Here is a 7,572-nt window from a genome sequence, read left to right as displayed (position 1 = left end):
GCGGTTTTACTCGTGAGTTTGGACAGTTTACTCGTAAGTTTGGCTGTTTTACTCGTGAGTTTGGCTGTTTTACTCGTGAATTCTGCGGTTTTACTCGTGAGTTTTGCTGTTTTACTCGTGAATTCCGCCGCTTTACTCGCTATAAATGCTTTATGCTGTAAAGCCTTGAATAAAAAAATCTTCCGATATAACCGGAAGATTGGTGAACTGCCATTATCATTACAAATACAAGCCTTCGACGTATACTGAGGTGATGGTTTGAGCAATTTCGTCGACAGAACTTTGATGTTCGTTTCGGACGATTTCCCACAGATACATTTCATTCGTGAAAAACCATCCTCTTGCCACAAGCTCATGGTTTAGTTCAGTTCTTGCCAGCCCATTTTGCTGTGCATATGCGACGTCCTTTGAAATTCGCTGAATGAACTTCATGCGGATCGCTTTCCATTTATCTGAAATAATGGTTGAGAACCCAATGGCCTGTTCGAAAACTTGCATCATATTGCGTTCAGCTTCTGCCATTTTCAAAAAAGCATTAGCTTGTCTGTTTATGATATGTTTTGCTTCGTCTTTTGATTTTGGAAAGAAAGAGGTCTCGGCAATTTCATAAAATTGCTCCATTACATTTTCCATTAATACAATCAACAGATCCTCTTTCCCTTTAAAATGAACATAGGCCGTTCCGTATCCGATGTTTGCCCTTTTGATCATTTGGGAAATAAGCGCAGCTTGATAACCTTCTTCAAGAAATGTTTCCTTTGCAGCTTCTAATAACTTTTGCCGTGTCATGATCGAGCGTAAATGCCGCTTATCCCCTACTTTGCCATTCTCCATGCTTATTCCTCCCCTTATCTTCTAGCATAAAGGATTTCCATAAAATAAAAAACATTTGTTGGAAAGATCGATTTAATGTTTATAATTTTCTGAATTAACTTATTGACACCGTGTCATATTCTTTGGTACGATTCTCCTAGAATTATTTAGAATACTAATATAGGAGGATGATTATGGTTTCTGAATACACATTGGATCACGCTAAACAAATGGATGAGAAAGATACTCTTAAAGGATTTCGAGAAGAGTTTTATTTAAAGCCGGGTTCCATCTACATGGATGGAAATTCATTGGGGCTTCTTTCGAAAAGGGCTGAGCGCACTCTTTTGGAATCTTTGGAAGATTGGAAGGAACATGGGATCGATGGATGGACGCAAGGAAATCACCCTTGGTTTTTCATGGCTGAGAAATTGGGCGCGAAGATGGCCCCATTGGTCGGGGCTTCTCCAGAAGAAGTTATCGTAACCGGCTCCACAACTGTAAATCTGCATCAGCTTGTTGCCACTTTTTATAAGCCTGAAGGTACGCGCATAAAAATTTTGGCAGATGAATTAACCTTTCCGACTGATATTTATGCCCTTCAAAGTCAGCTGCGTACACATGGATACGATCCGGAAACAGATCTCATCCGCGTCAAAAGCTCGGATGGCAGATTTCTTGAAGAGGATGACATCATCGAAGCAATGACCGATGACATCGCTTTGATCATCTTGCCTACAGTCCTGTATCGCAGCGGTCAAATATTGGATATGAAACGATTAACTGCTGAAGCTCATAAAAGAGGAATAGTAATCGGATTTGACGGATGTCATTCTATCGGTGCGATTCCGCATTCATTCAGCGAATGGGATGTGGATTTTGCGTATTGGTGCAATTATAAACATTTAAATGGCGGCCCTGGCGGTGTCGGCGGTTTATATGTAAATCGAAAACATTTTGGAACGATGCCTGGATTGGCTGGATGGTTCGGCTCCAAAAAAGATAAACAATTCGATATGGAGCATACGTTAACACCAGCTGAATCAGCAGGCGCGTATCAAATCGGCACCCCTCATGTGTTAAGTTGTGCACCTTTGATTGGGTCTTTGGACATTTTTATTGAAGCGGGAATCGAGAATATTCGCGAAAAATCCCTGAAAATCAATCAATATTTAATGGATTTAGTACAATCCGAATTGGCAGACATGGGATTTTTCATTGGAACTCCTAGAGAAGACAAGCGCCGCGGAGGGCATGTAAGCCTTGAGCATAAAGAAGCTGCACGGATATGCAAGGCATTGAAAGAGAACGGTGTCATTCCCGATTTCCGAGCACCTAACATCATTCGTCTCGCTCCGGTTGCACTATATACTTCCTACGCAGAAGTTTGGGAAGTTGTACAAATACTTAAGAAAATCATGTCAGAAAAACAATATGAAAAATTCAAGAATGAGCGTGAAGTGGTCGCATAACATGGAATTCCGCCAGATGGGGCCCATCCCTCAAATGGTCAGTTAATGTGGGCAGGATAAAATCTTTTTGATAAAAAGGGGATGAACTATGGAGAACAAAAATACTCAATTGAACTTTAAAGATGAGCCAGAAAAAGGGTTAAAACGTGAGCTGGAAACAAATCAGCTTTCCATGATCGCTATGGGCTGTGCCATCGGGACAGGGTTATTCCTTGGCAGCGGGCTTGCCATTCAAGCGGCAGGGCCAAGTGTATTGCTCAGCTATGCTCTCGGGGCGTTCATTGTTTTACTGTTGATGGGCTGTTTAGCCGAAATGACGGTTGCCCATCCCACTTCCGGATCTTTTGGGGCCATTGCTGAAAAGTACATGACTCCTATGGCTGGCTATCTTGTCCGCTATTCTTATTGGATTGCCAATGTTTTGGCTGTTGGGGTTGAGGTAAGTGCAGTCAGCGTGTATATGAAGTATTGGTTTCCGACCGTTCCGGGAATCGTATGGATTTTGGTGTTTGCAGGTGCCCTGATTTATGTAAATGCTACTAGCGTGAATACATTCGCTACATTTGAGTATTGGTTCTCCTTCATTAAAATAAGTGCCATTGTTGGTTTTATCCTTCTTGGATCGTATGTACTATTCGGTTCTTCCGATCAGCCGCATATAGGACCTGAGAACTTTGTAAATGAAGGCGGTTTTTTCCCATTTGGCGGGTGGGGAATGTGGGTAGCCGTATTTATTTCTTTATTCAGCTTTCTTGGAACCGAAATGATAGCGGTTACATCAGGAGAAGCAAAAGATCCGGATGCAGCGGTTCCAAAAGCCTTAAAAGCGACCGTGTTCCGTTTATCCACCTTCTATGTGCTGACAATCGGCATCATGTTGATGATCGTACCGTGGAAAACGGCCGGGATCGAGGAAAGTCCATTCGTCAAAGTAATGGAAATCTTGAACATTCCTGGTGCATCCGGGATCATGAACTTTATTATTTTAACGGCTGCCGTATCTGCCATGAATGCCCAGCTCTATGCTTCAACACGTATGATGTTTTCATTGGCTCGCGGAAAACATGCACCTAGCTTTTTAGGAAAGCTAAACAAAAGGGGCGTTCCGGGAAAAGCACTTGCTGTCTCTACAACAGGGATTTTCATTGCGGCAGGCGTTCATGCGTTACTTCCTGGTTCATCCTATGCATTCATGATGGGGATCTCCATGTTCGGTGCCATGTTCACATGGCTCATGATCTTCATTTCCCATTTGTTTTTCAGGGTTAAATGGGAGAAAACCGGCGGACGCAAATTACCGGTAAGGATGATCGGTTTTCCCTATTTAACGATACTGGGCGCCGTTCTTCTATTCAGCTTAATAATTACAACATGGTTTACAGATTTCAAGATCATGCTTCAATTCGGGATACCTTGGTTACTATTTTTAACTGTTGCTTATTTTGTTTCAAAAAGAAGAAATATTAACCATAATGTAATGGAAGAACCTCTGAAAAAGAAGATAGAATAGAATGACGGAATAAATAGTTTTGCATTTGGAAAAGTGAGGAGATTGCGGAATGAAGAATATGGATAACAATGAACAAACAATAACTGGTCTAGAGAAAGAAATTCAAACCGATTTTCAAAAAGCGATGTCTTACGGAGATTATCTCCATCTTGATAAGATTTTAACTAGTCAACATAGATGTTCCGATCATCATGATGAAATGCTATTCATCATTATCCATCAAGCGAGTGAGCTATGGATGAAGCTCATATTGCATGAGTTGACAGCAGCAACTGAGTCCATCCGTCAAAACAAGTTGGAACCTTCGTTTAAAATGCTTTCGCGCGTTTCGAGGATCCAGCAGCAATTGATCCAGTCCTGGAATGTCCTTTCAACTTTGACGCCGGCTGAATACATGGAGTTCAGGGATAAACTGGGACAATCTTCCGGATTCCAATCTTATCAGAATCGTTTGATTGAATTTGCATTAGGGAACAAAAATGTCCATACGCTATCAGTCTATCAGCACCAAACAGATTTATACGAACAAATGCAGCAGGCCCTTCATGAACCAAGTATTTATGACGCGGCGATCAATGCACTTGTGGCGCGCGGATTACCTATTGATCAAGAAGCCACCAGCAGGGATTGGTCACAAAGATATGAACCAAATGCCAGTGTAGAAGAGGCGTGGCTGACAGTTTACCGCGATGTTGAGCAATATTGGGACTTATATGAGCTGGGCGAGAAGTTAGTGGACATTGGCCATCAACAGCAATTATGGCGTTTTAATCATATGACCACAGTGGAAAGAATTATTGGTAATAAACAAGGTACTGGCGGATCATCAGGTGTAACGTATTTAAAAAGAGCGCTCGATCAACACTTCTTCCCGGAACTATGGAGTCTAAGAACGAAGCTATAGGATATTCAAGATACAGCCAGAAGAGATGGAGGTAAGGTACATGGGGACATGGATTGATATTTCACAACGTCTGGATGAAAACGTTGCAGTTTGGCCTGGAGATACACCTTTTTCATACAAAGTCAATTGGAGTAAAGAAGAAAGTGGATCTGTCAATGTAGGTCAAATCAATATGAGTATCCACACCGGTACCCATATTGATGCTCCTTTTCATTTTGATGACGATGGAAAAAGAGTAATTGATTTGGATCTCGATTTATATATGGGAAGTGCCCGGGTTATCCATTTACCTAACAAAACAAGCATCGGTGTCAATGAATTATCCAGTATAGACCTGCAAGGCGTCACCCGTCTATTAATTCGGACGGACGCTTGGAAGAATCGGAGTGTGTTTCCACAAACCATTCCTCATATCCAACCAGAATTAGCGGCATATCTTTCAGAACGCGGCGTTCGTCTTATTGGCCTTGATTTACCATCAGTAGATCCTTTGGATAGTAAAGAACTATCTGCACATCATGAACTTGCCGGTCATGGAATTCACATTTTGGAAGGTCTTGTACTAGACGGTATAGGAACGGGTAATTATGAGTTGGCTGCCCTCCCTCTTCCATTAGTTGAAGCAGATGGAAGTCCGGTACGTGCTGTGTTGAAAAAGTTACCTTAACAAAATTTTTCAAAAAAAACAGCCAGATCAATAAATGATCTGGCTTGTTTTTTGTTTCATTAAACACCGTATTTATTTCAAGCCGCTTTCCCCTCTCATCCATTATCCTGGGATAATCATGACCATCAAATTTTTCCCCTAAACCAAGTACATCTATGTTATAATTTTCAGAATTCATCACTAAGAGTGGAGGTCCGAATATGGAAAACTTTTATTTGTTCATCATCATGTGCATCCTTCTCATCATCTTACCTGGTCCAGATACAGCAATAGCCACAAGGAATACCGTTACCGTGGGGACGTCGGGAGGTTTTAAAACGATGTTCGGCACATGCTGTGCCCTGCTTATCCATACATCAGCTGCCGTGTTCGGACTTTCAGCAATCATTGTGAAATCCGCTTTACTATTTTCCATCTTCAAATATGTCGGTGCCGTTTACTTGGTATATCTAGGCTTCAAGACCCTATGGGGATTAAGGAATAAGCAAGTGGCCGCAGCAGCGGAAACGCCCGTCAAAAGTAAGTACGAAAACCAGTCCTGCTTTAAGCAAGGGTTCCTTACCAACCTGCTGAACCCTAAAGTGGCTGTCTTCTTTTTAACGTTTCTGCCTCAGTTCGTGAATCCGGGAAATGATACGTTTTTACCGTTCCTGATCATGGGCATAACGTATACCGTGTTAACTGCGTTGTGGTTTGTTTTTTATATCTATCTGTTGAACCAGATCAGTGCTTTTATGAAAAAGCCTAGAACCCAAGCGATTTTCGAGGGTATAACCGGGACGGTCTTGATCGGTTTCGGGATAAAGCTAGCCTTGGAAAAAGCTCATAATTAATTTGAACTGCACCCTAATCGTTAGCCAACATCTAACAATTGGAGGTGCAGTTTTTATGAGTTATGATACTACAAGGAGAAAATGGCATGCCAACTAATGAAGTTCGGAAAACAAAGGATATCGGTTTTGGTTCACTTTCTTTTGCGCTATGTTTAATCGGAGTATTGTTTACCTTTCAAATTGGTGATAAGCCTTGTTTTGGAGATAGTATTTTATTACTATCGGACATAGCTTCTTGTCAAATGGAGATTCAGGCATTCATTATACAATGTTCTATTCGGCTATATATTTTTCATCCCCTCCTTTATCATTGGTCATATTCATCCCGATGATAGAGGAGCAAAGGCAGGGACAATTATCTCAGGTTTCCTATCCATTCTTATTGTTACAGTACTGTTAATGATTATTATCGATTTTTTGTAAGGGCAAATTAAAGGGTATGAGCCCCATAATACCGAACCCATACCCCACCCAAACCTTTATTAAAGTGTTTACCTTGTTGTGTTTTTTATTCCTTACATCACTCAACATAGCCATTCACGAAAAATCTAACCGTTTCGAGCTCGTCCTCGGTTAAATCCCGCTTTAATACTTTAGCCAATTCCTGCTCCATTAAATCTCGGTTTCCCCGATGCTTGACCACGGTTCTGGCACATTCTTTCATTAGCTTTAACTCCGCCTCCATCTCCTGTCTCGAGCAAGGCCGAGCATGATGGGAGAGGATATAGGTTTCGGCATCATAGGCTTCAATTTTCTTAATGAGAAGCGAAGCCTGTTCAGCCGTATAATTCCACTTTTCAGCATAAAGATTGGCATAAAGGCAATCTCCCAGAAATAGTGTTTTTTCTTCTTGTACATAAATGATGCAGGAATCTTTGGCATGGTCGCCGCCAACATGTTCAATGATACAGGTTATATTGCCGAGATCGATCGTCATCGTTTTTTCAAAGATGATATCAGGCAGCGGGAAGGTAATCTCTCTATTCGTCCCATGTTCCAATTTGATTGCATCTGCGCAGAAGGGAATCTCCGTCCCTTCTTCGACCCGTTGATCAAGGGCTTGGTCTTCCCATGAAAGCTGCTGCATATCTTTCATGTTCGTGTATGTTTTTTCCTGACAAATCACCGGAATCTTGATATTCTCCAGCCCGAATACATGGTCCCAGTGTGAATGGGTTAGAACGAGGAAATTCCCGCTTATATCATGCCGAAGCAATTCGTCCTTAAAGAGCTGTGCATGCCGGACAGAGTTACCGGCATCGATGATGAGCGTTTTCTTGTTTCCCGTAACGGCGGCAAGTACCGGGCGATCGGTTTCCTGAACAGGCGTCAGATAGGCAATATGTTTCGATAGGTGCTGTAATGTTTGCATG

General features: G+C 41.9%; 8 protein-coding genes. 6 read left to right on the top strand and 2 right to left on the bottom strand.

Annotated elements, in window-relative coordinates:
• The coding region (locus ACFVSH_RS20610) for a hypothetical protein (protein ID WP_387707574.1) at positions 1-249 on the top strand (249 nt) is incomplete at its 5' end.
• Here the strand turns inward: ACFVSH_RS20610 and ACFVSH_RS20605 are convergent.
• Complete coding sequence (locus tag ACFVSH_RS20605; protein WP_387600674.1) at positions 220-834, bottom strand: TetR/AcrR family transcriptional regulator; 615 nt, start codon at positions 832-834, stop codon at positions 220-222. The genes ACFVSH_RS20610 and ACFVSH_RS20605 overlap by 30 nt on opposite strands.
• A gap of 173 nt (positions 835-1,007) precedes the next feature.
• Between ACFVSH_RS20605 and kynU the strand changes: the two genes are divergently transcribed.
• The 5 genes from kynU to ACFVSH_RS20580 all read left to right on the top strand — a co-directional run bounded on the left by kynU (position 1,008) and on the right by ACFVSH_RS20580 (position 6,199).
• Positions 1,008-2,285, top strand: coding sequence for a kynureninase (kynU, locus tag ACFVSH_RS20600; RefSeq protein ID WP_387600671.1), 1,278 nt, complete (start codon positions 1,008-1,010; stop codon positions 2,283-2,285).
• A gap of 88 nt (positions 2,286-2,373) precedes the next feature.
• The gene (locus tag ACFVSH_RS20595; RefSeq protein ID WP_387707572.1) at positions 2,374-3,795 is read left to right on the top strand and encodes an amino acid permease; all 1,422 of its coding nucleotides are present in this window, start codon (positions 2,374-2,376) and stop codon (positions 3,793-3,795) included.
• Positions 3,796-3,853: 58 nt separating this feature from the next.
• A complete protein-coding gene (gene kynA / locus ACFVSH_RS20590; protein WP_387601026.1) occupies positions 3,854-4,699 on the top strand; it encodes a tryptophan 2,3-dioxygenase in 846 nt (281 codons plus the stop codon).
• 40 nt (positions 4,700-4,739) lie between these two features.
• Positions 4,740-5,366 (top strand): arylformamidase, encoded by a 627-nt coding sequence (gene kynB, locus ACFVSH_RS20585; protein WP_387707570.1) that lies wholly within the window; start codon positions 4,740-4,742, stop codon positions 5,364-5,366.
• 200 nt (positions 5,367-5,566) lie between these two features.
• Positions 5,567-6,199: a LysE family translocator gene (locus tag ACFVSH_RS20580; protein WP_260286693.1), complete on the top strand. Its 633-nt coding sequence runs from the start codon at positions 5,567-5,569 to the stop codon at positions 6,197-6,199.
• A gap of 520 nt (positions 6,200-6,719) precedes the next feature.
• Here ACFVSH_RS20580 and ACFVSH_RS20575 read toward each other — a convergent pair.
• Positions 6,720-7,572, bottom strand: an 853-nt coding sequence (locus ACFVSH_RS20575) for an MBL fold metallo-hydrolase (protein ID WP_387600664.1), incomplete at its 5' end; no start/stop codon positions are given.

Origin of the sequence: Peribacillus sp. NPDC058002 (genome assembly GCF_042886655.1) — a bacterium.
Classification (GTDB): Bacteria; Bacillota; Bacilli; order Bacillales; family DSM-1321; genus Peribacillus; species Peribacillus aracenensis.
Note: the sequence above shows the minus strand (reverse complement) of the source record. Positions and strands in the feature narration are given on the sequence as shown.